Source organism: Stutzerimonas sp. VN223-3 (assembly GCF_045999685.1).
In the GTDB taxonomy this organism is placed as follows: Bacteria; Pseudomonadota; Gammaproteobacteria; order Pseudomonadales; family Pseudomonadaceae; genus Stutzerimonas; species Stutzerimonas stutzeri_AR.
This window is the reverse complement of the sequence record NZ_RBEC01000002.1, coordinates 41256-68022: the sequence shown is the minus strand read 5'-3', so window position 1 is coordinate 68022 and position 26767 is coordinate 41256. Positions and strand designations below refer to the sequence as shown.

General features: G+C 61.2%; 28 protein-coding genes and 1 tRNA gene. 2 read left to right on the top strand and 27 right to left on the bottom strand.

Annotated elements, in window-relative coordinates:
- The first annotated feature begins 11 nt into the window (after positions 1–11).
- Both D7241_RS09150 and hemE read left to right on the top strand, forming a co-directional pair.
- Complete coding sequence (locus tag D7241_RS09150; RefSeq protein ID WP_255980085.1) at positions 12–1430, top strand: FAD-dependent oxidoreductase; 1419 nt, start codon at positions 12–14, stop codon at positions 1428–1430.
- A gap of 198 nt (positions 1431–1628) precedes the next feature.
- Positions 1629–2693 (top strand): uroporphyrinogen decarboxylase, encoded by a 1065-nt coding sequence (hemE, locus tag D7241_RS09145; protein WP_408101267.1) that lies wholly within the window; start codon positions 1629–1631, stop codon positions 2691–2693.
- A 37-nt stretch (positions 2694–2730) separates the two neighbouring features.
- Here hemE and D7241_RS09140 read toward each other — a convergent pair whose 3' ends face one another.
- The 27 genes from D7241_RS09140 to rpsU form a co-directional block, all read right to left on the bottom strand.
- On the bottom strand, positions 2731–3024 hold the full coding sequence (locus D7241_RS09140; protein ID WP_408101266.1) for a hypothetical protein: 294 nt from the start codon (positions 3022–3024) through the stop codon (positions 2731–2733).
- A 164-nt stretch (positions 3025–3188) separates the two neighbouring features.
- Complete coding sequence (locus D7241_RS09135) at positions 3189–3629, bottom strand: excinuclease (protein ID WP_255980091.1); 441 nt, start codon at positions 3627–3629, stop codon at positions 3189–3191.
- 37 nt (positions 3630–3666) lie between these two features.
- Positions 3667–4893 carry a beta-ketoacyl-ACP synthase gene (locus tag D7241_RS09130; protein ID WP_408101265.1) on the bottom strand — a complete coding sequence of 409 codons (1227 nt, stop codon included), beginning with the start codon at positions 4891–4893 and terminating at the stop codon, positions 3667–3669.
- On the bottom strand, positions 4893–5621 hold the full coding sequence (fabG, locus tag D7241_RS09125; protein WP_408101264.1) for a 3-oxoacyl-ACP reductase FabG: 729 nt from the start codon (positions 5619–5621) through the stop codon (positions 4893–4895). The genes D7241_RS09130 and fabG overlap by 1 nt, the downstream gene beginning before the upstream one ends.
- Positions 5618–6070 carry a 3-hydroxylacyl-ACP dehydratase gene (locus D7241_RS09120; protein ID WP_408101263.1) on the bottom strand — a complete coding sequence of 151 codons (453 nt, stop codon included), beginning with the start codon at positions 6068–6070 and terminating at the stop codon, positions 5618–5620. The genes fabG and D7241_RS09120 overlap by 4 nt, the downstream gene beginning before the upstream one ends.
- Positions 6067–7254, bottom strand: coding sequence for a beta-ketoacyl-[acyl-carrier-protein] synthase family protein (locus D7241_RS09115; protein ID WP_408101262.1), 1188 nt, complete (start codon positions 7252–7254; stop codon positions 6067–6069). The genes D7241_RS09120 and D7241_RS09115 overlap by 4 nt, the downstream gene beginning before the upstream one ends.
- Positions 7254–7763 (bottom strand): DUF3261 domain-containing protein, encoded by a 510-nt coding sequence (locus tag D7241_RS09110; protein ID WP_408102306.1) that lies wholly within the window; start codon positions 7761–7763, stop codon positions 7254–7256. Before D7241_RS09110 ends, D7241_RS09115 begins: the two co-directional genes overlap by 1 nt.
- 31 nt (positions 7764–7794) lie before the next feature.
- On the bottom strand, positions 7795–9051 hold the full coding sequence (locus D7241_RS09105; protein ID WP_408101261.1) for an NAD(P)/FAD-dependent oxidoreductase: 1257 nt from the start codon (positions 9049–9051) through the stop codon (positions 7795–7797).
- Positions 9048–9200 carry a hypothetical protein gene (locus D7241_RS09100; RefSeq protein WP_408101260.1) on the bottom strand — a complete coding sequence of 51 codons (153 nt, stop codon included), beginning with the start codon at positions 9198–9200 and terminating at the stop codon, positions 9048–9050. Before D7241_RS09100 ends, D7241_RS09105 begins: the two co-directional genes overlap by 4 nt.
- Complete coding sequence (locus tag D7241_RS09095) at positions 9194–11533, bottom strand: MMPL family transporter (protein ID WP_408101259.1); 2340 nt, start codon at positions 11531–11533, stop codon at positions 9194–9196. Before D7241_RS09095 ends, D7241_RS09100 begins: the two co-directional genes overlap by 7 nt.
- Positions 11517–12131 carry an outer membrane lipoprotein carrier protein LolA gene (locus D7241_RS09090; protein ID WP_408101258.1) on the bottom strand — a complete coding sequence of 205 codons (615 nt, stop codon included), beginning with the start codon at positions 12129–12131 and terminating at the stop codon, positions 11517–11519. Before D7241_RS09090 ends, D7241_RS09095 begins: the two co-directional genes overlap by 17 nt.
- Positions 12131–12556, bottom strand: coding sequence for an acyl-CoA thioesterase (locus D7241_RS09085; protein WP_408101257.1), 426 nt, complete (start codon positions 12554–12556; stop codon positions 12131–12133). Before D7241_RS09085 ends, D7241_RS09090 begins: the two co-directional genes overlap by 1 nt.
- Complete coding sequence (gene hutH, locus D7241_RS09080; RefSeq protein WP_408101256.1) at positions 12549–14093, bottom strand: histidine ammonia-lyase; 1545 nt, start codon at positions 14091–14093, stop codon at positions 12549–12551. The genes D7241_RS09085 and hutH overlap by 8 nt, the downstream gene beginning before the upstream one ends.
- Positions 14074–15021 carry a glycosyl transferase gene (locus D7241_RS09075; RefSeq protein WP_408101255.1) on the bottom strand — a complete coding sequence of 316 codons (948 nt, stop codon included), beginning with the start codon at positions 15019–15021 and terminating at the stop codon, positions 14074–14076. The genes hutH and D7241_RS09075 overlap by 20 nt, the downstream gene beginning before the upstream one ends.
- The gene (locus D7241_RS09070; RefSeq protein WP_408101254.1) at positions 15018–15842 is read right to left on the bottom strand and encodes a glycosyltransferase family 2 protein; all 825 of its coding nucleotides are present in this window, start codon (positions 15840–15842) and stop codon (positions 15018–15020) included. The genes D7241_RS09075 and D7241_RS09070 overlap by 4 nt, the downstream gene beginning before the upstream one ends.
- On the bottom strand, positions 15839–17518 hold the full coding sequence (locus D7241_RS09065) for an AMP-binding protein (protein WP_408101253.1): 1680 nt from the start codon (positions 17516–17518) through the stop codon (positions 15839–15841). Before D7241_RS09065 ends, D7241_RS09070 begins: the two co-directional genes overlap by 4 nt.
- Positions 17515–18093: a hypothetical protein gene (locus tag D7241_RS09060; RefSeq protein WP_408101252.1), complete on the bottom strand. Its 579-nt coding sequence runs from the start codon at positions 18091–18093 to the stop codon at positions 17515–17517. Before D7241_RS09060 ends, D7241_RS09065 begins: the two co-directional genes overlap by 4 nt.
- Positions 18094–18192: 99 nt before the next feature.
- On the bottom strand, positions 18193–18450 hold the full coding sequence (locus D7241_RS09055) for an acyl carrier protein (RefSeq protein ID WP_408101251.1): 258 nt from the start codon (positions 18448–18450) through the stop codon (positions 18193–18195).
- A 14-nt stretch (positions 18451–18464) separates the two neighbouring features.
- Positions 18465–18728: a phosphopantetheine-binding protein gene (locus tag D7241_RS09050; RefSeq protein WP_255980120.1), complete on the bottom strand. Its 264-nt coding sequence runs from the start codon at positions 18726–18728 to the stop codon at positions 18465–18467.
- Entirely contained in the window at positions 18709–19518 is an 810-nt protein-coding gene (locus D7241_RS09045) for a 1-acyl-sn-glycerol-3-phosphate acyltransferase (RefSeq protein ID WP_255980122.1), read from the bottom strand. Before D7241_RS09045 ends, D7241_RS09050 begins: the two co-directional genes overlap by 20 nt.
- Positions 19494–20213 carry a beta-ketoacyl synthase chain length factor gene (locus tag D7241_RS09040; protein ID WP_408102305.1) on the bottom strand — a complete coding sequence of 240 codons (720 nt, stop codon included), beginning with the start codon at positions 20211–20213 and terminating at the stop codon, positions 19494–19496. Before D7241_RS09040 ends, D7241_RS09045 begins: the two co-directional genes overlap by 25 nt.
- Positions 20214–20657: 444 nt before the next feature.
- Positions 20658–21089: a thioredoxin TrxC gene (gene trxC, locus D7241_RS09035; RefSeq protein WP_408101250.1), complete on the bottom strand. Its 432-nt coding sequence runs from the start codon at positions 21087–21089 to the stop codon at positions 20658–20660.
- Positions 21090–21218: 129 nt separating this feature from the next.
- Positions 21219–21923, bottom strand: a complete 705-nt coding sequence (locus tag D7241_RS09030) for a CatB-related O-acetyltransferase (RefSeq protein WP_408102304.1) — start codon at positions 21921–21923, stop codon at positions 21219–21221.
- Between the two features lie 403 nt (positions 21924–22326).
- Positions 22327–22403 (bottom strand) — tRNA-Ile (locus tag D7241_RS09025).
- A gap of 119 nt (positions 22404–22522) precedes the next feature.
- A complete protein-coding gene (rpoD, locus tag D7241_RS09020) occupies positions 22523–24379 on the bottom strand; it encodes an RNA polymerase sigma factor RpoD (protein ID WP_408101249.1) in 1857 nt (618 codons plus the stop codon).
- 67 nt (positions 24380–24446) lie between these two features.
- Positions 24447–26378 carry a DNA primase gene (dnaG, locus tag D7241_RS09015; protein ID WP_408101248.1) on the bottom strand — a complete coding sequence of 644 codons (1932 nt, stop codon included), beginning with the start codon at positions 26376–26378 and terminating at the stop codon, positions 24447–24449.
- Between the two features lie 137 nt (positions 26379–26515).
- Positions 26516–26731, bottom strand: coding sequence for a 30S ribosomal protein S21 (rpsU, locus tag D7241_RS09010; protein ID WP_003283508.1), 216 nt, complete (start codon positions 26729–26731; stop codon positions 26516–26518).
- Positions 26732–26767: the final 36 nt, after the last annotated feature.

Genomic DNA, 26767 nt, shown 5'->3' with positions numbered 1-26767 from the left:
GAGGTTTTGAAATGACTGAACGTCTGAATAACGACTTCCAGTTCATCGAGGTCGGGCGCAAGGATCCGAAGAAGAAGCTGCTGCGTCAGCGCAAGAAGGAATTCGTCGAGATCTACGAACCCTTCAAGCCGCAGAACGCCTGCGAGCAAGCCCATCGTTGTCTGGGCTGCGGTAACCCCTACTGCGAGTGGAAGTGCCCGGTTCACAACTATATTCCCAACTGGCTCAAGCTGGTCTCCGAGGGCAATATCCTCGCAGCCGCCGAACTGGCGCATCAGACCAACACCCTGCCCGAAGTCTGTGGACGCGTCTGCCCTCAGGATCGCCTGTGCGAAGGCGCCTGCACCCTGAACGACGGTTTTGGCGCGGTCACCATCGGCTCGGTGGAGAAGTACATCGCCGACACCGCCTTTGCCATGGGCTGGCGTCCCGACATGTCCAAGGTCAAGCCGACCGGCAAGAAGGTTGCCATCATTGGTGCCGGCCCGGCCGGCCTCGGTTGTGCCGACGTGCTGGTACGCAGCGGCGTCACGCCGGTTGTCTTCGACAAGAATCCTGAGATTGGAGGTCTGCTGACCTTCGGTATTCCTGAATTCAAGCTGGAAAAGAGCGTGCTTAGTCGTCGTCGCGAAATATTCGGCGGCATGGGCATTGAGTTCCGCCTGAATACCGAGATCGGCAAGGACATCAGCATCGATCAGCTGCTGGCCGAGTACGACGCAGTATTCATGGGTATGGGCACCTACACCTACATGAAAGGTGGCTTCCCCGGTGAAGATCTGCCGGGCGTGCACGATGCGCTGGACTTTCTGATTGCCAACGTCAACCGCAACCTCGGCTTCGAGAAGTCACCGGAAGACTTCGTCGATATGAAGGGCAAGAAGGTCGTGGTGCTGGGCGGCGGCGACACTGCGATGGACTGCAACCGCACCTCCATCCGCCAGGGTGCCAAAAGCGTTACCTGTGCCTATCGCCGTGACGCGGCGAACATGCCGGGCTCGCGCAAAGAAGTGAAGAATGCCAAGGAAGAGGGCGTGAAGTTCCTCTTCAACCGCCAACCCATCGCCATCGTAGGCGAAGGCAAGGTCGAAGGCGTCAAGGTCGTCGAGACCCGTCTCGGCGCACCGGATGCCCGTGGCCGCCGCAGTCCCGAGCCGATTCCTGGTTCCGAGGAAGTGCTGCCCGCCGATGCCGTGGTGATCGCTTTCGGCTTCCGCCCGAGCCCGGCCGACTGGTTCGAAGGTCAGGGCATTCAGACCGATAACCAAGGCCGCGTAGTAGCCCCGGAAATGGGTGAGTTCAAGCATCAGACCAGCAATCCGAAGATTTTTGCGGGTGGCGACATGGTGCGTGGTTCCGATCTGGTGGTGACGGCGATTTTCGAAGGCCGTCAGGCCGCCGAAGGGATTCTGGATTACCTGGAAGTTTGATTCGTAGGTGGGCCCCGCTTGTCCGACCCAACGAGCGGGGCAAGGAGGATGTAAAAAGCGACATCCACCCTACGCTTGCTTTACGGCACCAAGCCCGTCTGACCTGAATCAGGCCTATAGACAAAAGGCACGGCACTCGCCGTGCCTTTTGTTTTCCGCTTTGCGACAATGCCGCCACTTTTTTGCTGGAACCCAGACATGACTGCCTTGAAGAACGATCGCTTCCTTCGCGCCCTGCTCAAGCAACCTGTCGACGTCACCCCGGTGTGGATGATGCGCCAGGCCGGACGCTACCTCCCCGAGTATCGGGCCAGCCGTAGCAAGGCGGGCGACTTCATGAGCTTGTGCATGAATCCCGAGTTGGCCTGCGAGGTCACGCTGCAGCCACTGGATCGCTATCCGCTGGACGCTGCGATTCTCTTCTCCGATATCCTCACCGTGCCGGACGCCATGGGCCTGGGCCTGTACTTCGAAACCGGTGAGGGCCCACGCTTCAAAAAGACCGTCAGCAGCATGGCCGACATCGAGGCGCTGCCGATTCCCGATCCTGAGCAGGATTTGGGCTACGTCATGAATGCCGTGCGGACCATTCGCCGTGAACTGAACGGCCGGGTCCCGCTGATCGGCTTTTCCGGCAGTCCTTGGACGCTGGCGACATACATGGTTGAAGGCGGTTCATCGAAGGACTTCCGCAAGTCCAAGGCCATGCTTTACGAAAATCCTCAGGCCATGCATGCGCTGCTCGACAAGCTGGCGCAGTCGGTCACGAGCTACCTCAACGGGCAGATTCTCGCCGGGGCGCAAGCGGTGCAGATTTTCGACTCTTGGGGTGGCAGCCTCTCTGCGGCGGCCTATCAAGAGTTTTCCTTGGCTTATATGCAGAAGATCGTTGATGGATTGATTCGTGAGCACGACGGGCGTCGTGTGCCAGTGATCCTGTTCACCAAGGGAGGTGGGTTGTGGCTGGAGTCGATGGCCGATACGGGAGCTGAGGCGCTAGGCCTCGATTGGACATGCGACATTGGCACCGCACGGGCACGCGTCGGCAGCAAGGTTGCCCTGCAGGGCAATATGGACCCCAGTGTTCTGTTCGCCAAACCGGACGCAATCCGTGCAGAGGTCGGGCGTATTCTGGCCAGCTTCGGTCATGGCCAGGGTCACGTGTTCAACCTCGGCCATGGCATTACCCCAGAAGTCGACCCGGCCCATGCCGGTGCATTTATCGAGTCGGTACACGAGCTATCGGCGCAATATCACCGCTGACATGGAAAAAGAGAGCCGCTTATAGCGGCTCTTTTGTTTATGGCTGTTGATAGTGGCCGGGCGTAGTGCCTGGCTTATGCTCGTGAATCAGCTTGGTCACTCGGATATCGGTGATTCCCATCACCTCGGCCTGCTCTAGCAACTTGCCCTCATCTGCGTCTGCATCGGGCATCACCAGGCTGTTTTCTGCATCGCCGTTGTGCAGTTCAATCAGGTGCCGCGCGGCGCTGCCCTGCGACATACGCTCTTCATCCGACTCGACGATCTGAACGCGGGGGTCGTTCTGAAAGATGTAATTGACTTCGAATTTGTGCGACGGTTTGTCGAACATGAGCTGCTCCTCAAGATAGTAACGGGTCTACTCTGTTGACTCGCGGGTCCACTTATTCGTTCGGTCGGGTACAGTTCTCGACTGACAATCGGAGGAGAGAAAAGCGAGAGATCGAAACGTCAGCACGCGCCCGGCACGGCACGAGGGGGCCGGGCGCAGCAGGCTTATTTGACCTTGGCCAGATTACCCTTGATCGCGACACCAGCCATGATAGCGCCGGCATGGCACTCGTACTTCTGGCTGTCCTTGTATTCGACGTGCTTGTAGTTGCTTGTAATGTCCACCACGGCGTTGGCGTTGGCAGCTTTAGCTGCCTGTTGCATGCTGATCAACGCCGATTGCAGGGCCCAGCTGCAGGCGCCTTCGTCGGTCTTGTTGAAGGCGTTTGTCTTCTTGCTGGTCGACACATCTCGGCGGATGACCTGCGCGCTGCCAGGCGTCTTGCCGGCCAGGTAGAACTTGACACTGCCGTCGAGTTTGCCCGAGGCGGTGGCTTCAGCGACTACCTGATCGAATGGCAGGTAATGGGTGGTATCACGGGCCTGGCTGATACCGGGCAATGCACAAAGCACGAGTGCGGCGCCGATCCATGTGGTTTTCTTCATTGCATTTTCCTTGCGGTGTTTTGGAGGGGGTAAACGCTCAAGCCCAGCGGCGGAAAATCAATGAGGTATTGATGCCGCCGAAGGCGAAATTATTGTTCATCACGTATTCATGCTGCATCGATCGCGGTGTGCCGGTCAGATAGTCCAGCTCGCCACAGCGCGGATCGATGCTGTCGAGGTTCAGCGTGTGGATGTAGCGATCACGATTCATCATCTCGATGCTGAACCAGGATTCCAGCGCTCCGCAGGCGCCTAGCGTATGGCCGAGAAAGCTCTTCTGCGAGCTGATCGGCATGCGTGAGCCGAATAGTGCCTGAGTCGCCAGCGTCTCGGCGATGTCGCCCTGTTCGGTGGCCGTGCCGTGGCCATTGACGTAGCCGATCGCCTCGGCTGGAAGCCCCGCATCCTCGAGCGCCAGTTCCATCGCACGACGCATGGTCAGCTGCTCGGGTTTAGTGGCGTGCAAGCCATCGGCATTGCTGCCGAAGCCGATCAGTTCGGCATGGATAGTGGCACCGCGAGCCAGGGCATGCTCCAACTCTTCCAGCACCAGCATGCCCGCACCTTCGCCTATCACAAGGCCGTCGCGACCGGCGTCGTAGGGGCGCGGCGATGTGTGAGGGGCGTCATTCTTCAGGCTGGTGGCATAGAGCGCGTCGAACACCATCGCTTCGGTGGCGCAGAGCTCTTCGGCACCGCCCGCCAGCATCATCGGCAAACGACCGAATTTGATTGCCTCGTAGGCATAACCGATGCCCTGGCTGCCGCTGGTGCACGCGCTTGAGGTGGGGATCACACGGCCGGTCAAGCCGAAGAAGATGCTGATATTGGCCGCCGTGGTGTGCGGCATCATGCGGATGTAGGAGTTGGCATTCAGCCCATCGGCCACGGAGTTCAGCAGCATATTGCCGAACGCCTTGATCTCCTCGGTGCTGCCGGTGGACGAGCCACAGGCGACACCCATGCGGCCGTCGCGAATCGACCCGTCGCCGAGCAAACCGGCATGCTCCAATGCTTGCTCGGCAGCCTTCACCGACAGCTTCGAAACTCGACCCATGCTGCGCAGCTGCTTGCGCGTCCAGTGGCCGGGCACGGCGAAATCGTCCACCGGGCCGGCCAGCCGCGTATTGAGTTCGGTGAAGCGATCCCACTCGTGCATGCGGCGGATACCGCTGCGATTGGCGCTGAAGTTACCCTCGATGGAAGCCCAATCGCTGCCCAGCGAAGTGATCCCGGCCATGCCGGTGACGACGACACGTTTCATCAGCACAGCCCGCCGTTGACCGCTAATACTTGGCGCGTGATGTAGCCGGCCTCGTCCGACATCAGGAAATTCACCGCACCGGCGACTTCCTCGGGCGAGCCCATGCGCTGGGCTGGAATCATCTTGAGCATCTCCTCGATGGGCAGGTTTTCGTCCAGCATGTCCGTCTCGATGAGTCCCGGCGCAACGCAGTTGACCGTGATACGGCGCTTGCCCAGTTCGACGGCGAGGGCTTTGGCTGCGCCGATTACGCCGGCCTTGGAGGCACTGTAGTTGACCTGGCCGCGGTTGCCGATCAGTCCCGATACCGACGTGATGCAGACGATGCGCCCAGGCTGGCGGCGGCGAATCATTGGCATGGTCAGCGGCTGCAGCACATTGTAAAAGCCATCGAGATTGGTGCGCATCACCAGGTCCCAGTCGTCCTCGGTCAACGCGGGGAAGGCGCCGTCGCGGGTGAGACCAGCATTGCAGACCACCCCGTAGTAAGCGCCATGTGCTTCGATATCGGCTTCCAGTTGCATGCGGCATTGAGCGCGGTCGGCAACGTCGAATTGAAGAATCCGTGCCTGACGCCCCATCGCCTGAATCTGCGCTTGTACGGTTTCGGCCTCGTCGCGTCGCGCACGGCAATGCAGGACGATGTCGTAGCCGCTTTTGGCCAGGCGTAGGGCGATGGCGCGACCGATGCCACGGCTGGAGCCAGTGACGAGAATGCTTTCAGTCATGGAGTGGGCTCTTGTAGATAGCTCGCCACCTCGGGCGGGCGGAACACATTGAGACGCGCCTCGGCATGGATGCCGGGCCCGTCGAGATGACACTCGAACACACCCATGCCGTTGTCATCCTGCAACGAGCGAAGCGCCTGAACACGCAGCTGGCAACCGACGGGGAAGTATTCTGCATTGCATTGAAATTTACGGGTGCCGAGCAGGAAGCCCAACTCCACCGGCTGGCCGGCCAACCTCGCTTGGCAACCGGCGAACGCAGCAACCGTCTGGGCCATTATTTCGATGCCGACCCAGGCTGGCAGACTGCCGTCGGCCAAGTTGAACAGGCCGCCAGAACGAACCTGCAAATGGGCAACGATGCTCTCTGCGTCGAATGCCTCGATCGCATCCAGCAGAATCATGTCGCCTGCGTGAGGCAGCAGCTCGGATACCGGCCAGTCGATCACGGCGCGTCCCCCACGATCAGGCTGATGTTGTTGCCACCGAAGGCAAAGGAGTTGCTCATCATCCGCCGCGCGCCGGTAGCTGCCATCGACGTGCCGGCTGCGACTAGGTTCAGGCGCGGCAATTCAGGGTCTTGCTGGCCGTCCCAGCAGTGCGGTGGGAGCAACCGCGTAGGGTTGTGCTCGGATAAGGCCAGCCAGCAGAACGCGGCTTCCAGCGCGCCAGCGGCACCCAGCGTGTGTCCGGTGAGGGGCTTGCTCGATGAGCAGGGCACTCCGGCCGGAAACACCGCGGCGACCGCGACGCTTTCCATTGCGTCGTTGTGGCGGGTGGCGGTGCCGTGAAGGTTCAGATAGTTGATGTGCTCCGCCCGAGTCGACGCGCTGGCCAGCGCTTTGTGCATTGCCTCGATGGCGCCCTGGCCTTGCGGGTCGGGCGCGGAAATATGATGCGCATCGGAGCTGGCGCCGCCGCCGAGCAGGGCGATAGGGGCTGCGTCCCGGGTCATCAGGAACAACGCCGCCGCTTCGCCAATGTTGATGCCGTCGCGGGAGACGGAGAACGGATTGCAGATCCGCTCGCTGGTGGCCTCCAAAGCGCTAAAGCCCTGCAGTGTCAGGTCGCAGAGCGTATCGACTCCGCCGCAGAGCACCGCATCGCAGATGCCGGCATCCAGCAGACGCTTGGCGCTGAGCAATGCCCGTGCGCCGGATGTGCAAGCCGTCGAGATGGAATAGCTGGGACCGCTGAGCTGAAACAGATCGGTGAGAAAGCTCGCCGGCGCGCTCAGCTCTTGATGACGGTAGTGGTAACTGGAAGGCAGATGTCCGTCGCGGACAAGCCCTGCGACGCCTTGGGTCGCTTCCTGAATGCCGCTCGTGCTGGTGCCGATGACCACGCCGATCCGGGCCGCGCCGAAGCGAATGATCGCCGCGCTGATTTCGGCGCGGATTTCTTCTGCCGCGGCCAACAGCAGCTGATTGTTGCGCGTGGCATCGTGCAACTCGGCGCCCGCCAGCGAAGGCAATTCAGCAGTTACCGCGCCGACTGGCAGCGTGCGCCCGGCGACCCTCTTTGGACAGTTCTGCATGCCGGAGCCGTCTCCGGCCAGCAGTCGGTGCGCCACCTCGGCCTTGCCGCGACCCAGCGCGCAGATCACCCCAAGGGCGTTCAGATAAGCGGTCATCAGTGGCGGGTTCCGGCGGCTGCAGCAATGGGGGCGACACGATAGGTGAGTGCCGGCCCGACGTCGAGTTCGAAGCGGTCATTCTGTCGATAACGCACACGCCAGGGCGACGAAGCGTCATGCCGCATCGTTCGTTCATTTTCTTGCTGACTCCACTGCGTATTCGCATACAGCGTGCTCAACTGCTCCGCCGGCGTCAGCGCAAACAGCAATGCGGCAAACAACTCGCGCGCCTCAGGGTTGGGCGGAAGCAAACCATCGGCGTGCCATTCGCCGTCGCTCAGAAGCTGGCGTGCCAGCGGAATGCCCAAAGGATCAAGCAGTGACCAGCGTAGTGCGGCGCCGTCCTGCTGAATGACCAGCAGCCAGTCCTGGCTTTCGCCGAAACCGTGGCGCTGAATATGCAGCTGTAAGGGCAGCTGCAGCTCTGGTGTCTGCGTTGGCAGCGGCAAGCGCTGGGCGCAAGCGGCGAGTGACAACAGCAGCGGCAGCCATATCAGCGCTCGCATGCGTACAACGAGCATGTTCATGCCGACAGGCTCATGCTGGTGTGTCCGCCGCGCAGAGCTCGGCCAGTACACGCAGGCGGCGTTTGGATTCGGCGACATAGGGGTTCTTGAGGTCCCAGGCATAGCCGGCGAGGATCGAGCTGATCATTCGACGTATCTCCGGCTGGGCGTGTTCGTAATAAATCACGTCCTGGAAGCTGCAGTCGTACCAACCCTCGACGTAGGTCCGGAATGTATCCACGCCACGTTTGAGCGGCGCGGCGAACTCGACTTCCCAGTCCACCGTCTCGCCCGACAGCTGGCGATGCAGCACATCGGCTGCCATGCTCGCGGAACGCATGGCGATGGTCACGCCTGAAGAGAACACCGGATCGAGGAATTCCGCCGCATTGCCCAACAGGGCGAAGCCCGGACCGTGCAACGTTTTGACGTTGGCTGAATAGCCGCCGATCAAGCGTGCTGGCGTATCCCACTCGGCATTCTTCAGAATGCCGCTGAGGTTCGGCGCCTCCTTGACGAACGCCTTGAGGCAGGCATCCATGTCGAGAGGCCGCCCTTCGTAGCGTTCGGCACTGGCGACTACGCCAAGCGAGCAGCGGCCGTTGCTGAACGGGATGGTCCAATACCAGACGTCGCGAAGCTCGGGATGAGTAGTGATGAGGATCTTGTCGCGATCGAAGCGCGGGTCGTCGATGTTGTCCTCGATATGGGTGAACACGGCGCGGCGCACCGGGAAATTCGACGGCGCCTCAAGGTCGAGCAGGCGCGGCAACACCCGGCCGTAACCGCTGGCGTCGAGGATGAAGTCCGCCTCGATCACATATTCGCTGCCATCGAGACGACGTGCCTGGAGCAACGGGCGCAGGCCTTCGAAGTCAACCGAAATGATTTCTTCCTCGTAGCGGATCTCCACGCCCTGTAATTCGGCCTGGTCAGCCAGCAGTTTGTCGAAATCGGCGCGCTGAACCTGATAGGTGCTGCCGTGGCCTTCGGTGAATTTGTCCCTGAAATCAAAATCGGTGTAGCGCTCGCCCCAGCCGAACGCTGCGCCATGCTTGGTCTGGAAACCGGCGGCCCGGACCGCTTCGAGCATCCCGGCCTCTTCGACGAAATCCAGGCAATGCGACAGCAGGCTCTCGCCAATGGAGAAGCGAGGGAAGCGCTGCCGCTCGACGATCAGCACGTCGTGGCCCTTGCGCTTGAGCAGGGTGGCGGCGATGGCGCCGGAAGGCCCCGCTCCGATTACGACGACGCTACGTTGTTCAGGATTCACGAATGCCTTGGTCATTGCTTGACTCGACAAAAGGGGATGGTTGATGTCTGGCGGATGCCCAGCGCGTCCGGCAGCAGGGTGGAAGCAGCCCAGCAGGCTGAGGGAATCAGGTTCAGTTGAAGGGCCCGTGCAAACAGCGCGGCCGCTTGCTTCGAGCTCAGCATGCATCTTCCTCGTCCGGTTCGGCGGCCCACGGCGACAGGGCGAAGGCAAACACCAGACCGAGCCCTACCGCCAGGCCAAAGTTGCTCACCGCCGGTGTACTCGACAAGGCCAGGAGGCCGAACGACAACCAAGTAGTGACTGCCGCCAACAAGGTACCGACCAAACTCACGGCGGCGCCGCCAATTCGCTCGCGCATGAGAATGGCGTAATCGACACCGATTGCGCTGACTAGCAGCAAGCCGAACAGACCGAACAGGGTCAACGGCTGACCCAGCCAGCCCAGGCAGGCCAAGCTCCCGAGGGCCGACAGCAGCGGCACAGAAATGCAGCGCAGGGCACCACGCCAGCCGAACGGTAGGCACAGCAAAGCGAGAATCAACGCGGCGGCCAGCAGTTTGAGGAGGGCGGCCTGGACTTGGGTATCGGCAAACAGACGGTTCAGTTCGGCCAGCCGGTCAATCAGGCTGACGCCATCGATATCGGTGGCCAGGCCGTGAAGCGCCGCGCTGTCGCGAAGCCCTTGCAGGCTTACCAACCCAGCGACCGAGCCATCATTTTGGACGCCCAACCACAACGGCCGCCATGGCTCTGCCAGCGGTCCGGCAAGCACATCTGCCAGGGTCGTCGGAGGTTGTGCCAGAAGGCCGGTTACCTCTGCGTCGAGCATTTCGGGCGTAACGCCAAGTTCCAGTAGGGGCTGACTGGCTTCCAGCAAGTGCGGCAGCACGAGATGTAGGCTTTCCTGGGCCGACGTTGGTGCGACCAGTTGGCTCAGTGCCAAATAACCGTGAAGTTTCTGCTCCGCAACCAGCGCATCGAGGCGAACGCCGAGCGCTTCCTGCCGCGTCAGCAGCTCATCGGGATTCGCCGCGCGGACCAGAAAATACTGGCTGGTCGGTTCGAAGCCGGTGATTTCGCCGATGCGTTCGGCCTGTTGCTGGAGCACTGGCGCACGGCTGACCCACTGGCGCAAATCGTCCTTGAAGGAAACTTGGCTGACGCCGGCAATACAGAACAGCACAAATCCGGCGAGCAGCCACGGCGTGGGGAGCCGGCGAAGCAAGGCATTGCGCAGCGTCAAACAATGCCCGGCCCAACCCAGTGGGGCGGGCCATGGCTGCAGCGGCGCGGTCAGCAGCGATGGCAACAAACACGTGGCGCAGGCGAAGGCGCCGAGCAGGCCCGCGGCGGAAAACACCGCCACCTGGCTCAGCGCCGGGAACGGGGTGAACGCCATGGCCAGATAGCCGATGACGTTGGTCGCCAATGCCAGCGCCAGTCCTGGAAGCGTCAGGCGCAACGCCCGGTAGCTCTGCCACGGCTGCAAGGTCCAGCTCTTGGACAGATAGTGCAGCGGGAAATCGATACTGACGCCGACCAGGCTGGCGCCGAGCACCAGTGTCAGCACATGGATCTGGCCGAACAGTGCGATGCAGGCGGCGGCACCGCTGAGCGCGCCGACCAGGACCGGTAGCGCAACCAGCAGGACGCGCGGTGTACGAAACAGTGCATGCAACAAGGCGAGCGTCGCTACCAGCGAAATGCTGCCGATCAGGCTGGCCTCCTCGCGCGCCTGTCGCTGCCCATAAGCGGCATGCAGCAACCCGCCCGCGGCCAGCAGCTCGCCCTGATTTGCCTCGACGCGACGGCGGGCGTCGCTGACCAGATCCTCCACCAGCATGGGCAGGCGATCTTCGAACGCATCGCCATGGGTTTGCGCATGGATGACCGCCCAGCGCTGCCCGCCATGTTCAGCGATCAGCATGCCATCGAGGCGCGGATGGATATTGCCCGGTTGCGGCAGCTGCCGTTGCGCCAGATCGGCGAGGCCGAACCAGTCCTGTTCAATCGGCACGATGCCAGCACTGTCGAACGGGTTGTACAGGCGTTGCAGTCGGTGTTGAACGAAGTCTTCCGGCGATGCGATCAAGGCTTCGCGGCTCACCGGCCCGAGCAGCGCCAGTCGTTGGTCCAGTAGCTGCTGACGCACCGCTGGCAAGTCGGCCTGCACCGAGCGGCGAACCTGCGCGAACAGCCCGCTGGCGCGGAGGCTGTCGGCAATCTCTTCGGCCAGCCCAACGGCCACTTCTTCATCGCTGTGGTGAATCAGCAGCATCAGGTCGCGGTTCAGCGGCTCCTGCATACGCTGCTCGGCGAGTTGCTCCAGTGCGCCCGGAGTGCCGCTGGGCAATAGCTGCAGCAGGTTGGCGCTGACCGGCGAGCCGTTGCGCCATTGCCAGGCGGTCAGCCCCACCAGCCCGAGAAGTGCCAGAAGAAACAGCGAGGAAAGCCAGGACGGCAGCCTGAGCGCTTTGTCAGTCGGCGAAGTCATGAAGTTCGGTGGGGCTCAACTGATCGTCGATCTGGTTGTCGTTCAGCAGCAGCACGGTGCTGTCGTTCTGGGTTTCGAGAAGTTCGATTCGCTCGACCGTTGCGCCGCCGCGAATGAGAATGGCGCTGAATATCTGCCCAAGCAAATGCGAGCGTGGTGTCAGCATCAGCTGCCAGGCCTCCGCTGTTCCGCTCAGTTCCAGCTCGAAATCGCGCTGCAATGCGGTTGTGTCGCCTTGCAGTACGGCGAGGAACAAGTCGTTCTGGCGAGCGGTGGCGCCCTGTTGGTCGGTTTTTTGCCAGCCGCTGGGTCCGCGCCGGGCGATGCCCGAGTCGCTGATTCGATAATCCTGCTGCAACGGCTCCTGCAGGAACCACAGCAGGCCGCGATCACGAGCCAGCACGAAGGTGCCGCGGCTGGTAAGCGGCAAGGGCAGCGCCCGCAGGTACTTTTCCTGGATGAAATTGCCGCGGACCACGGCAGGCTCATTCAATTGACGACTGAGTTGCGCCAGATCAAAGGCGTGGGCGCTCCCTGCCATTAGCAGGAGGCTCAGCACCAACAGGATGTGTACGACGGGACGGTCGAGCAGCCGCATCACGATAGTGCCCGCTCGACGGCTTCGACGAATACCTTGGGCGACGCCAGCAGCATTTCGCGACTGGCGATCTCCACGGCCACCTGCACGGTGCTGCCGCGGGTCATGCGCTCACCGGTGTCGGCGTCACTGATCAGGTAGTTGATCTTCAGGCGGTTCTCCCACTCCACCAGATCGGCACGGACGACGATGCGCTGATTGAAGCGGGCGCCACGCATGTAGCGCAGCTGGACGTCGATGATCGGCCAGGCATAGCCGGCGTCGCGCATCTGAGTGTAGTTGTGGCCGATGTGATCGAGCAGGGCGCAACGTGCCACCTCGAAGTACTTCACGTAATGGCCGTGCCAGACCACATCCATGGAGTCGACGTCGAAGAACGGCACCAGCACCTCGACTTCTGCCTGCAGAACGCCGCCCTTACGCATAAAGCCCCCAGTGTTGCGCGCGGATGCGTTGCAAACACAGGCGCAGCTCGCTCTCCAATGCGCGATCCTCGATCAGCGGTGGGAAATCCTCGCCTAGTTCAACGTGCATCGCTTGTAACGGAGTCGGCAACGGGCGTGCACCCTCGCTCCGCTGGCGCAGCCAGACGCCCTGGTTGGCCGCTATCAGCGTGGCGGCCGCGACCTGTTCAGTCAGTTCCAGGCTGCGCAGTGCATCGCGCGCGGCAATGGTGCCCATGCTCACCTTGTCCTGGTTGTGACATTCGGTGGAGCGGGAGAAAACGCTGGCCGGCATGCTGTTTTTCAACGCCTCGGCGGCCCAGGCGCTGGTGCCGATCTGCACGGCCTTGAAGCCGTGGTTGATCATCGCCGTGGCAGCCGGCGCGCCGGACAAATTGCTCGGCAGGCCGTGGTTGTAACGTGTATCGACCAGCAGCGCGAGCTGGCGGTCGAGCAGGTCGGCGACGTTGGCGACAAGATTCTTCAGGCTGTCCATGGCGAAGGCGATATGGCCGCCGTAGAAGTGCCCGCCGTGCAGTACACGCTCGTTGTCCGCATCGATGATCGGGTTGTCGTTGGCGCTGTTGAGTTCGGTCTCGATGAACTGGCGCAGCAGGCCCAGGCTGTCAGCCAACACGCCGAGTACGTGTGGTGCACAGCGCAGCGAGTAACGATCCTGCAGGCGATGCAACGGCGCGGTTGGTGCCTCGATGGCCAGATCCTGGCGAATCCAGGCGGCGACCTGCATCTGACCAGGATGCGGCTTGGCGGCGAACAGGCGCTCGTCGAAATGTTCGGGATTGCCTTCCAGCGCAACCACGTTGAACGCGGTGATGCGGGTGGCGAGTTTCAGCAAGTAATCGGCGCGGGCAAAGGCCAGGCAGGCCAGCCCGGTCATTACCGCGGTGCCGTTCATCAGCGCCAAGGCTTCCTTGGGCCGTAGCGTCAGCGGTGTCCAGCCGAGCTGGCGATGCACCTCGGCGGCGCTACGACGCTCACCGCGGAACATGACTTCGCGTTCACCCGCCAGCGCGGCGGCCACATAGGAAAGCGGGGTCAGGTCACCGCTGGCGCCCACCGAACCTTCCTCTGGAATCAGCGGGAGAATGTCTTGTTCGAGAAAAGCCTGCATACGATCGAGCAGTTCGATGCGCACGCCCGACATGCCATGGGTCAGCGAGCGTAAGCGGGCCGCCAACACCGCTCGGGTAGCTTCGGCATCGAGCAGCTTGCCGAGGCCGCAGCCATGAAAGGTGAACAGATGCTGTGGCAGCGCCTCGACTTGATGCAGCGGCACCGCTACCACGCAGGAATCGCCATAGCCGGTGGTCACGCCGTAAATCACGCCTTCGCGATCCAGCAGCGTGTCGAGAAACTGCGCGCCGCGAGCGATGCGCTCGCGGAAGGTGCTGTCAGCTTGTAGCCGAGCGGCGGCACGGCCTTGGGCGACGGCCAGCACATCTTCGATGCGCAGGTGGTTTTCGCCGAAGATTACGGGCTCAGTTGCGGCGTTGTTCATGGGTATTCCAAAAAGGATAGAAATTGAACCACTGCATCGGTGCGTCCAGACAGCGCGCCGCCAGGCGATCGGCGTAACGTTGCACCCACTGCTGTATCACCGCGTCGCGCTCGCTGCGCCGCCACTGGATGCGTTCGGCGAAGGGCTCCAGATAGACGTGAAAACGTTCGCCATGTTTCAGGCAGAACAGCAGGTTAGCTGAGCACTGCAGCAGGCCGGCCAGCAACCATGGGCCCTGCGGAAAGGCTGCCGGCTGGCCGAGAAAGTCAGCGTTGGCGATCCGCCCGCCGTGCAGCGGTACGCGATCGCCGGCGATGGCCAGCCATTCGCCGGCGTCCAAGCGCTGGGACAACATAAGCATGGTTGCTGGGTCCAGTTCGCTGACTTGGATCAGGCGCAGATTGTTCGCCCCGGATTCGTCCAGCAGACGATTGAAGCGCTCGGCGTGGCGGGTGTGGACCAGCACGTTCATGGTCACCCGGCGGCCCATCTCCGCCAGGGCCCGGCAGATTTCCAGATTGCCCAGGTGAGAGCCGACCAGCAGCTGGCCACGTGGCGCGTGCAGAACGGCGTGCAGATTGTCGTTGTCGTGTAATACCAGTCGATCCAGATCGAGGCGGCCACCCCAGGCGTCGAGCTTGTCCAGAAGGGCGTCGGCGAAGGCTATGAACTGGCGATAGACCGACCGCGCGCTGGGCGCCAGCTCGCGCCGGCCGCTCCAGCTGGCGAGGTTGCGTTGATAGTCCCAGGCGCTCTGTCTGGCGCTGCGGCCGAATAGATAGAAATACAGCACGATCACATGCAGCAGCGGCGCCATTGCACGCCGGCCGAGCAGGCGCACGGCCTGCGCTGTAAATTTCATCAGCGCAAAGCTGCCGCGCTCGCGATGCACGGCCCAATGCGAATTGGGTGCGGCTTGTTCCTTCATCCGAGCCACCGGCGCCAAAGTAGTTTGGGGGCACGCAGGAGCATTCCGCCAAACAGCCGCGCATGCATCGAGGAAATCAGCAGGTTGTCGCGCCACAGGCGGAAATGGGACACGCCATCCACCGGATAGTGAACGCGGGTGGGCAGCCACACCATCGGCTGCTCGCGCCAATGCAGACGCACCAGAATTTCGGTGTCGAAATCCATCCGTTTGCCCAGCTCGGTGGTGTCCAGCAGCGCTAGCGTCGGCTTTAGCGGGTAGACGCGAAAGCCACACATCGAATCGCGAATCGACAGCGAGAGCGTGTTGATCCAGACCCATACGTGGGTCAGATAACGCGCATAAAGGCGGCCTTTGGGAACGCTCGAATCGTATTGCGGATAACCGCAAATCAGCGCGTCGGGCGCTTGGCTGGCACGGTCGAGAAACAGCGACAGACAGCCAAGGTCGTGCTGACCATCGGCGTCGATCTGCAGCGCATGGCTGAAGCCCAGGCGAGACGCTTCGCGCAGGCCGTTGGCGACCGCGGCCCCCTTTCCTTGGTTATGGCGGTGCCGCACCAGGTGTACCGATGGATGTTGCGCCAGTTCGTCGATAACCGCGGCGGCGACAGGGCTAGACGCGTCATCAACCAGGACGCAAGGCAGGTCTTCGGCGAGCAATGCCTGGACCACGGAGGGAAGGCTGCGCTCGTGGTTGTAGACCGGCACGACGACGCAGGGCTTGAACCAGTCGTCGTCGATGGCCAGCGCCAACTGTTGGTTTAGAACCGCCTCGCGCGGCTCGTTGATGACCGTCGCGGCCGGAGTGAGAGTGGTCATGCGGGATCTCCCAGCAGAATGCGTCCGGACGAGCAGGGCGCTTCACCGTTGCGATAGGCGAAATGCAGTTTGCCGCGCTCACGATCGAAGCGAAGGGTGAGCTGCAACTGGTCGCCGGGACGGGCCAGTTGCTGGAACTTGAGCACTTCCATGCCTTGGAAGCGCGGCGGAAGATCCTCGATCAGCTCGCGGGCCAGGGCCATGGCCCAATCGATCTGTACGACTCCAGGCAGGACCGGCGTCTGCGGGAAGTGCCCGGTGAAATGCGCCAGGTCCGGCGGAATGCCCAGTTCCAGCTGCCATTGATCATCGCTTTGGCTTGCGCTCAGGCGTTCCGGCTGCTTCGTACGGGGCGCCTGTAGTAGAGCATCGAGTTGCGCTTGCGGTAATTTGCCCTGCGCGTTGTACGGGAGCTGTCGGACCAGGCGCCAGCGTCGCGGTAGCGCCAGTGCCTCGCAATGCGCCGCCAGATGCTTGCGTAGCGCTTCGGTCAGTGCGCGCCGACCGCCATTGCGTAACGTATGCAGGCCGACGTCACTGAGCGCGACCAGCGCGCCGAGGTAGGCACGGTTGTCATTGATTACTCCGAGCCGCGCTTCGTTGACGTAGGGATGGTTGGCCAGTGCGCTTTCCAGCATCGGCAGCGAGATGCGTTTTTCTTCCAGCTTGACGATGCGATCCAGGCGGCCGAGCAGTTCGAAGCGGCCATCGGCCTCGATGCGGGCGGCGTCGGCGGTCTGTTCGATATGCCCCTCCGGCAGGCAGGGCGAAGCCACCTGCAGTGCGCCCTGCTCGTCCTGGCTCAGTTGGACGGCGGCGAAGGGTTGCCACAGTCTGCCGCCCTGACGCCAGGCGATACCGCCGGTTTCCGAGCTGCCATAGATTTCCGTTGGGGCCTGGCCAAGGCGCTGTTGCAGCCGCACCGCTGCGTCGGCGTCGAGCGGGCCGCCGGAAGAAAATACCCGGCGCACGCTGCGCAATCCCGGCCAATCGAGATTGTCACCCATACGTTTGAGCAATGCCGGGCTGGCCACCCAGCAGAAGCTAGCCTGCTCACGGCTGGCCAACTGCAGATCTTCGGGGAAGGGCAGCGCCCTGCGTAGAAAGATGCGCCCGGCACAGAGCGGCCAAAGCACGCGGAACAGCAGCCCATAGATGTGCTGCGCTGCGACGCTGCCGATGATGCAGGCGCTACCGAGATCGGCGCCCCAGCATTCCTCGAGCGTCGTCACTTCATTGGCCAGCTGTCGCAGGCGTTTTTCGATCAGTTTGGGCTCGCCGCTGGAGCCGGAAGTGCAGAGCAGCAGCTGGCATTGATCGAGATCCAGCGGTGCGCCGGCGAGCGGTTCGGCAAAAAGATCGGCGAGCCCGACGTCGCCGTTCTGGTCCGTTAGCCAGAGCTCGACTTGATCCTCAAGGCGCGCACGATTGGCCGGCTGCAGATCCGCCGGTAGCAGCACGGTTACGCCGGCGCGCCAGGCGCCCAGCAGGGCGATGGCCAGCTCGGCGGCATCCTCCAGATGAACCGCGATCCGGCGAACGCCGCGGTCACGTAAACCACCCGCCAGACGCAACGCCTGCTCGCGCAGCTCGGCATGCTGGAGCGTAGGTTGCAGCGCTACCGTGCGGTTGTTCGGGGCCTGGTCGAGCAGATGCTCCAGGGCAATCCAGTTCATTTAGCGTTCCTGACCCGCTGGCGCACCAGCCATTCTCCGGCGAACAGTAGACCCATCAGGAGATACGCGATCAGCCCGGTGTACAGGGTCCACCAGCTCAGCGGCCCCCAGAGCGCAAGGCCTGTGGCGATGCTGGCGTTAATTATGAAGAATGCCACCCACAGCCAAGTCACTTGGCGCGTATATCGGACGGCGGCGGGCGGCAGCTCAGGTTCGCTCAAGCGTGCCAGGCGCTCGATGACTGGCATGCCGGAATAAAGACTGCCGGCGAACAGACCGAGCAGCGCCAGATTGATCAGCACCGGATACCACAGCAGCAGTGCATTACTGTCAGCCAATCCCAGCAGCAAGCAGAACAACAACGCCGCGGCAGCCATCGCACGGGTCAGCGGGGTCTGTTTGCCGCTTAGTATTCGTGCCAGCCAGAGCGCGCCGAGCAACAGTGCGAACAATCGCGGCGACAGGTGCTCCTTGCCCAAGTACACCGCGAACGGATAGGCGAGGCCGACCAGTACCAGGCCAAAACCAATCAGCCGGCCGGCAGTTGCCTTGCCTGTTTGAGCGGGAGCTTGCATCGCGTACGTTCCGGTGACCCGTTTGGTTGCGCAGCCACAGCCGTCACCCGCTTGGCAAACCGAACCGGGCGAGACTGGCATCGTTCGTTAATGTCCGGCTCAGGCCGTTTCTTGATTCACCAGACGGTGCACGGCCTCGACCACATCACCCACGGTGCGTACGGATTTGAATTCTTCAGCGGCGATTTTCTTGCCGGTCTGGCGCTTGATGTGATCGATCAAGTCGACCGCGTCGATGCTGTCGATTTCCAGGTCCTGGTACAGATTGGATTCCAGGCTGATGCGCTCGGGTTCGAGTTCGAACAGTTCAACCAGCGCATCGCGCAGGGTCAGGAAGATCTCGTTACGACTGTTCACGTTGGGCTCCTCCTTCAGGCGACGGCGCGATTGGCGCGGACGTAGGCGGCCAGGCTGTCGACACTGGCGAAATGCTTGCGGGTGTCCTTGGCGTCGGCATCGATCTTGATGCCGAAACGCTTTTGAATTGCCAGGCCCAATTCCAAGGCGTCGACCGAGTCGAGCCCGAGCCCTTCACCGAAGAGTGGCTGATCGACCGCGATATCGTCCGGTCCGAGGTCTTCCAGACCAAGGGCGTCGATGATCAGTTGCTTGATTTCAAGCTGTAGTTGGCTCATCGAGTGCGAGCTCCTTTATAAAGTGTTGATGCAGATAATCGTTGAGTCGCCGTGACGCAATGGGCGCCGCTCCCCGTGCGGCGAACACCTGCGGGTCGATATCCTCACCGACGCGCAGATGAAAATGGAAACGTCGTGCCGGAATGCGGTACCAGGGCTCGGCCTTGGTCAAGGTGGTTGGAGTCACGCTGATAACTACCGGCGTGACCAGGCGCGCTCCGCGCAGGGCGATGGCGGCGGCACCGCGGTGAAACTGTGGCGCCTGGCCGGGTGTGGTGCGAGTACCTTCGGGGAAGATGATCAGCGTCTGGCCTTGCTGCAGTGCGTCGGCGGCTTCGTCGAGCATCTCGGCGCTGCCATTGTTGCTGATGTACTGCGCCGCGCGGATCGGCCCGCGAGTGAACGGATTGTCCCACAGGCCTTGCTTGACCACGCAGTTGGCGTCGCGAATCAGCGCGATGAGCACGACTACGTCGATTAGCGAAGGATGGTTGGCGATCACCAATTGTCCGGGCCGACCCAGGCGCTCGGCACCCTCGACCTCGTAGGTCAACACGCCGCTGCGGTACATGAACTGGACGAACAGCCAGAACAGCCGGCTCACAGTCTGACGCGCACGTCGGCGGTGTATGGCGGCATCACCTGGCAACAAGGCGAGCAGGGGGAACACGATCAGTCGCAGGCAAAGCCCACCGAGCCCGAACAGCGCGAAGGACAGCCCCGTAGCAATCAGGCGCCACAGCCAGGGGGCGTTGGGACGGCTATTCAGTGCGTCTGCTGCCAGTTCCATCGGCGCCTCTTCCATTGATGTTGGCAGCGAGACTGGCCGTTGAGCAGCGCGCGAACGAGTTCCAGCGCATGGGGCCATTGTGTCGAGATGGCTTCTTCGCCAGCGGCTTCGAGGCTCAGCTGCCAGCCGCGACCAGGCTTGAGCAGCAGCGCCATGGCGTAGGGAAAACTAACGTCGCTGATCCACGGCTCATAGGCCGCGGGTGGTTGGTCTTCGGTCACCACGACCAGTACAGCAGGTGCGCCTTCGGCGATCAGCAGGGCGGCTTCCAGCACGGCGTGTTCCAGTCCATCGCCTTCTGCCGCGAGCGCGGTCATCTCACTGGTGTCGTTCTGCAGGATTGACCAAAGTCCGATAACCGCGTTGTGCACCGAGAGGCTGAACTGGGTCGGCGATAGCGCCTCTTCGCGCGCGAGGTCGTTGAGGATGGCAAAGGTGCGCGATGTATCGCCGTGACGCGAGGCAAAGACCAACGGCATCGGCGGCAGACCTGCAGCCAGTGGCGTGGCCACGGCGAATGCCATACGTGCCAGACGGCTCAAACGACGACGCTGCATGGCCGGCAGAAAGGCAACGTCAGGCTGCCCCTCGCTGCTGTCGAGCCTATGCGGATGCCGGGCCCAAATCGCCCAGTCATCAGCGCTCGCCAGACCTGGTGCCCAGGCCCGCCATTGATCGATATCGAATTGAATCACGCTAGAACTCACCAGCTCGTCCGCGAGCCTTGTTATTGGCGTGTCGACGTCCGTGTACAGCGACTATCGGAAAATTTGCCGTGAAAGTGGGCGGCATTATCCAATCGTGATCGGACTGAGGCAAACGTTGCTTGAAATATCCGGATAAAAGGCAAGCCTGTTCCGAGGAACCAGAAGCGAAACGCGTGGTCTTCTAAAGGTTTTTCTGTGCGCGGCCCGGCTCGGCGAAGGTTCGTTGAAGCCTGCCATCACCAGATTCCGCTTACCTAAGCGATAGCGGTTCGGGGGGGGGCGTTCGACTTTCTCGGTTTTCGCGAGCGAGCTCGCGCACTCGATAGGCAGCGATCGCTTTTTGTGGAAGGCCCGTCCTCGGGGCGAAGCTTTTCGCGTGGTCAGTCCGAGCCTTGCTTCGTTACGTGACCGTCCGGATCTCCATGTAGCTCTTCACACCCCTTGTTGCTTTAGCCATGCCAGCAGCTGCGGCAGTGGAAGGGCGCCGCTCTGGCGCGCAATTTCGCGTCCGTCCTTGAACAGAATCAGGCTCGGAATGGAACGGATGCCAAGCTGGGTCGACAGCTGCGGATTGGCCTCGCTGTCGAGCTTCGCCAGGCGGCAGCGACTTCGCAGTTGTGCCGCGGCCAGTTCGAAGATCGGCGCGAAGCTCCTGCACGGCCCGCACCAACTCGCCCATACGTCCACGAGCAACGGTAGATCGCCCTTGATCTGATTGGCAAAGCTTGCCTGGCTCACATCGAAGGGTGTATCGACCAACACCTTGGATTTGCAGCGGCCGCACCGTGGCCCCTCGGCCAATCGGTCGGAGGGGATGCGGTTGAGTCCGGCGCAGTGCGCGCAGGGAATGACGAGAGCAGTCATGAAAATCTCCACGGTAGCGTGCTGACTAAGTGGAGGCGGGTAATCCGATATCAAGGCTGCGGTCGATAGCGTATGGAGTCGCAGCTTCGTCAAGCGTAGCCGGTGCTGGTGCGAGTGTGTTAGACGATCTTACGACGCTGACAGCTCGATACATCCCGTGCGGCTTACCTTGTATTGCTTGTAGAGGGGGTGCACAGGCGGTCTCTTAGACTTGGCCTCACCAATCAGCGAAACGCAAGTATAAGGGTCGTTAAAAGGCAGATCACCCAGCTGCTGGATAGATAGATTCCACCAGGCACTGTCCTCTAGCGCTTGCCTCAGTGCAGCATCATCGAAGCGCCAACGTATAAGTTTTGCAGGGTTCCCGCCGACTATTGCATAGGCTGGCACATCCTTGGTGACGACCGCTCGCGTAGCGATAACGGCTCCATCTCCAACCTGAACGCCATCTAGAATGGTTGCATCAGCGCCTACCCACACATCGTTTCCTATGCGGGCATTTGGCCGCGAGCTTTCGTATTCCATCCCGCCTGCAAAGTGATGGACGGGATGGGTCGTCAGCCAATCGAGAGGATGGCCGTCTGCAGCCAACCCGATCTTTACGTCTTGCCCTATCGAGCAAAACCTTCCTATCTCGCTCACTGACTGCAGCAAACCGCTACGAATATAGGTGTACGCGCCAATTTTTAGATTGTGCGATTTGATTGAGACGTCACCCAGGCGCACCCCTTCTTCGACCCTGACTTTGGCGGTCGATGCTAAAGAACGCAGGCCCGCTGCTAATTTAACGTCGCGTTCACTTAGCCAGCGTTTCCATCGGTACTCACGGATCATGTTAAGCAAAACAAATACTCATTTAATGTGCTGGCTAGTCGCAAGCCACCCCGTGATTGTAGCGGCGAGCGACGATAGTCAAAGCATCTTATAAAATTACATGTAGTCCCGACAGAATCGTTACGGGTGATCGGCTTCAACTGGCTCGCAAGGTTTGCTGCCGTGCTGACCTTCGCGTTGAACCCGCTCGCATCATCTGGGCTCGGCGTCGGTCCAGGCTGATGGGTATGTCCGGCCAGCTGCATGTTCATCGTTTCCACAAGGTCGAGTAAATCGCACACCACCTGGAGCATGCTCACGTTCTCCGAGTCAGCTCTGTGGCGCGATGCTGCGACGTCGTTGATGATGTGAAAGCTAGTGAAAAGCTGGGGAAGAAAAGCCGCGCAGTGCGCGGCTTTGAAGGTGGTGGGCCCACACGGACTCGAACCGTGGACCAAAGGATTATGAGTCCTCTGCTCTAACCAACTGAGCTATAGGCCCTCAGCGGCCGGCGGATTATACCGGTGGTGTGGTGCGTGCGCCAAGCGAAGGAGGCCGTACAGTGTTGTTTTGCTTGGCCTTATAAAGCAAAACCCCCGGTGTTGGCCGGGGGTTGTGGTTTACTCGTCGAGGAAGGAGCGCAGATGCTCGCTTCTCGTCGGATGGCGCAGCTTACGCAGTGCCTTGGCTTCGATCTGACGGATCCGCTCACGGGTGACGTCGAACTGTTTGCCCACTTCCTCAAGGGTGTGGTCAGTGTTCATGTCGATGCCGAAGCGCATGCGCAGTACCTTGGCTTCCCGTGCGGTGAGGCCGGAGAGGACTTCGCGAGTGGCTTCCTTGAGACTCTCCACGGTCGCTACGTCGATTGGCGATTGCATGGCGGAGTCTTCGATGAAGTCACCCAGGTGCGAGTCTTCGTCATCACCAATCGGGGTTTCCATGGAGATCGGCTCTTTGGCGATCTTCAGTACCTTGCGGATCTTGTCCTCAGGCATTTCCATGCGCTCGCCTAGCTCTTCAGGCGTGGGTTCGCGACCCATTTCCTGCAGCATCTGACGAGAGATGCGGTTGAGCTTGTTGATCGTCTCGATCATATGTACCGGGATGCGGATGGTCCGCGCCTGGTCAGCGATGGAGCGAGTGATCGCCTGACGAATCCACCAAGTCGCGTAGGTCGAGAACTTATAGCCGCGACGGTATTCGAACTTATCCACCGCCTTCATCAGGCCGATGTTGCCTTCCTGAATCAGATCGAGAAATTGCAGGCCGCGGTTGGTGTACTTCTTGGCGATGGAAATAACCAGGCGCAAGTTGGCCTCGACCATTTCTTTCTTCGCCCGGCGAGCCTTGGCTTCACCGATGGACATGCGACGGTTGATGTCCTTGATGTCGGCAATCGCCAGCACGCACTCTTCTTCCAGAGCGAGCAGCTGCTGCTGGCAGCGCTGGATGTCATCCTTGCGTGCTGCGATGGCTTCGGCATATTTGCTCTTGCCACCGGCCAACTGATCGGCCCAGCTCAGGTCAGTTTCGTTGCTCGGAAACTGGCGCAGGAAATCGGCACGAGGCATGCGCGCGTCACGCACGCAGATCTGCATGATGGCGCGTTCCTGGGCGCGGACCTGGCTCAGTGCGCCGCGCACACGTTCGACCAGCGCATCGTATTGCTTGGGGATGAGCTTGATCGGCATGAACAGCGTTGCCAACTCCTGAAGCGCTTCGGTCGCCTGCTGGCTGCCGCGTCCGTGTTTCTTCAGGGCCTTCTTGGCGGCGTCCAGTTGCTCGGCAACAGCGCCGAAGCGAACGCGAGCGACTTCCGGATCCGGACCGCCATCGCCTTCCTCTTCTTCGCTATCGGAGTCGTCCTCTTCCTCGTCGTCCTTGCCGTCATCGGCCGGTTTCGCGGCTGTTGTTTGCGGTGTGACGGGTTCGACTTCCTGTGGGGCGGCGGCGCCGTCATCATCAGGGTCGATATAGCCGCTGAGAATGTCGGACAGGCGACCGCCTTCACTAGTGACGCGGTCGTAGTCAGCGAGAATGCTGTCCACGGTGCCTGGGAAGTGGGCGATCGCGCTCATCACTTCACGAATGCCTTCCTCGATGCGCTTGGCGATTTCGATTTCGCCTTCGCGGGTCAGCAGTTCGACGGTGCCCATTTCGCGCATGTACATGCGCACGGGGTCGGTGGTGCGGCCAATGTCGGTTTCGACAGCAGCAAGCGCTGCGGCGGCTTCTTCGGCGGCTGCTTCATCGGTATCGGCTTCGGCCAGCAACAGGGCATCTGCATCGGGGGCGACCTCGAATACATTGATACCCATGTCGTTGATCATGCGAATGATGTCTTCCACCTGCTCCGGATCGGAAATATCCTCCGGTAGGTGGTCATTGACCTCGGCGTAAGTCAGGTAACCCTGCTCACGGCCACGCTGGATCAATTCTTTGAGACGGGACTGCTGTTGCGCTTTTCCGGACATATAACCCTATCCACTGAAGGTTCTGGCGGGTTGAAAACAAGCTGACCATTATAGCCGAGCAAGGACCTCACGCGCCAGTTGAGGTCGATATAGCGGGTGCTGAGTTTCGATTTAGCAGGTTGCGCAGCTGATCTTTCTCCTCTGCGCTGAGTTCGCCCTGGCGAGCTTTGCGTAACAACGTCTCGAGGTTTCGCTCGCGTTGTCTGGTGGCCAGGCTTGTTATGGTGTCGAAAAACTGTTGTTCAAGGTTATCGGCAGAGATCAGCCATTCTTTCTCTGCCAGAGCACGTAAAAGACGCCCTTGGTCGGTTCCATGCCAGCGCGCGATCAGTTGCAGGCTGCGCAGCTTGGGGTTTTTCTGAAGTGTGCCGAGGAGTGCGACGAGTAGCTGCGCATAGGTGTCGTCTTCTGCTGCGAAATGACTGACATCTTCAACCTTCTGCGCAAGCTCTGGATGGTGTAGCAGCGTTCGCAGGGTGGTCAATGCGGGTGGCTCGACTGATGTCGGTGTTCTCGGTGCTCGTGGTTTAAAGTCTGGACGCTGGCCAGGCTTTTTCCAGTCTTTCTTCCATTCTTTCTTGCTGTTGCGCGTCGGTTGAGCGGATTCCTGCGGTGCGTAGTAGTCACCGTCGTCATGCCCGGAGCCCGTATCGTAGTAAGTGTTGTCGTCGTATTCCGGGCCTGCGTTCGGCTTCGCGGCCGCCATATGCTGGAGTGCATCGCTGTGCAGGCCGGTAATTTCACCGAGGCGTTGGCGCATCAGGGCGCGCAGGTTGGTGCCAGGTATCTTTTCGATAAGCGGCGCCGCCAGTGTGGCCAGATGAGCTTTGCCTTCCAGTGAGCGCGGGTCGGCTTCTTCGCTGAGTTGCTGGAAAAAGTAGTCGGCCAATGGCTGGGCCTGTTGCTGTATCCGTGCCATGAAGGCATCGGTGCCTTCGGCGCGCACCAGGCTATCCGGATCTTCACCTTCTGGCAGAAACAGAAAGCGTGCGCGGCGACCATCTTGCAAGTTGGGCAGCGCCGACTCCAAGGCGCGCCAGGCGGCTTTGCGGCCGGCTGCGTCGCCATCGAAACAGAACAGTACGCTGGGCACGATGCGGAACAGCCGCTTGAGGTGCTCGTCGCTGGTGGCGGTGCCGAGGGTGGCGACGGCGTTGCGTAAGCCTTGCTGGGCTAGCGCGATGACATCCATGTAGCCTTCAACGACCATTATTTCGTCCAGGTCGCGGTTGGCTTTGCGTGCCTCGTAAAGGCCGTACAGCTCCTGACCTTTGTGGAATACCGGTGTTTCCGGCGAATTCAAATACTTCGGCTTGTCATCGCCGAGTACGCGCCCGCCAAAGGCGATAATCCGCCCACGGCTATCGCGGATCGGAAACATCACGCGATCACGAAAGCGGTCATAGCTTCTTCCGGTTTCGGCGTTTTCGATCAGCAGGCCGGCGTCGATCATTGCCTTTTGCTGCAGGGTGTCGCCGCCCAGGTGTTTCATCAGGTTGTCCCAACCGGGCGGCGCGAAGCCGAGGCCGAAATCCCTGGCGATCACCCCAGACAGGCCGCGGCCCTTGAGATATTCCACGGCGGCCTTGCGAGCCGGATGCCCTTTGAGTGCCTGTCGGTAGTATTCGGCGGCAGCGTCGAGCAGCGGGTAGAGTGGCGAGTCAACCGGCTGGCGTGGCTTGCGGCCCGTTCCGCTTTCTTCGCGCGGGACTTCCATGCCGGCGCGCTTGGCTAGTTCCTCGACGGCCTGGGGAAATTCCAGGCTATCGTGATCCATGACGAAGCCGAGCGCGTTGCCCCCAGCACCGCAGCCGAAACAGTAGTAAAACTGTTTATCCGGACTAACGCTGAATGATGGGGTCTTTTCCTTGTGAAAGGGGCAGCAGGCGGTGTAATTCTTGCCGGCTTTTTTCAGCTGAATGCGCGAGCTCACCACTTCGACTATATCGGAGCGGTTCAGCAGATCATCGATGAAGGATTGTGGAATCAGGCCGGCCATAGGGGTATGAGAATACGCTCGCAGTGTTCAGGCCGGAATGAAAAAACTCCGACTATTCGCCAGGTGGCGAAGCGGAGTCCTTTTCAAATGCAAAGCCCGGCGTGCGCCGGGCTTGATGCAGCTTCAGCTGTACTGGATCAGTACAGGCGAACGCTGCGGCGCTGTTCGCGCTGCACTTTCTTGGCGTGACGCTTGACTGCGGCAGCAGCTTTACGCTTGCGCTCTGCAGTGGGCTTCTCGTAGAACTCACGGCTGCGGACTTCAGCCAGAACACCGGCTTTTTCGCAAGAACGCTTGAAGCGACGCAGAGCTACGTCGAATGGTTCGTTCTCTTTAACTTTAACGTTGGGCATCCAGGACGTACCTTCACTTGTTTACCGGTTACAACG